The sequence below is a fragment of the Pseudomonas sp. 43(2021) genome (assembly GCF_017490805.1).
Classification (GTDB): Bacteria; Pseudomonadota; Gammaproteobacteria; order Pseudomonadales; family Pseudomonadaceae; genus Aquipseudomonas.
This window is the reverse complement of record NZ_JAFGYJ010000327.1, coordinates 1-500: the sequence shown is the minus strand read 5'-3', so window position 1 is coordinate 500 and position 500 is coordinate 1. Positions and strand designations below refer to the sequence as shown.

At 60.4% G+C, this 500-nt stretch carries 1 protein-coding gene; it reads right to left on the bottom strand.

The features are described from left to right. Positions 1-196 precede the first annotated feature (196 nt). On the bottom strand, positions 197-500 hold a 304-nt coding region (locus tag J5M71_RS27455), incomplete at its 5' end, for an ATP-dependent helicase C-terminal domain-containing protein (protein WP_279382392.1).

Genomic DNA, 500 nt, shown 5'->3' with positions numbered 1-500 from the left:
AACTGGAGGCGGCCAATAGCGCAGCCGACAAGAAGATCAACTTCTTCAGCTTGAAAAAAGTGGTCATGGGCAGTTCCGTTCCTTGGGCGCAAGTTGCCAGGCAACAAGGCTGTTATTGTTCAGGCGGCGATTTTGCGAGCCGGAACAACCAAGGGCAATTAGCACGGATGGGCTAATGGCGCGCAGCCATTGCGGGTCAGGTGCCGCGTGGTTTCGCCCGCGCCGTGGCTTCGGCGACCAAGGGATCGTCCGGCCAATAGTGCTTCGGATAGCGCCCCTTGAGATCCTTCTTCACCTCGGCATAGGTGCTGCGCCAGAAGTTGGCCAGGTCCTGCGTGACCTGCACCGGCCGCCGCGCCGGCGAGAGCAGATGCAGCTTGACCACTTGCCGGCCACCGGCAATCCGTGGCGTATCGGCCAGACCAAACAGCTCTTGCAAACGCACCGCGAGAATCGGTGGATGTTCGCTGTAATCCAGACGAATCGATGACCCCGACGGC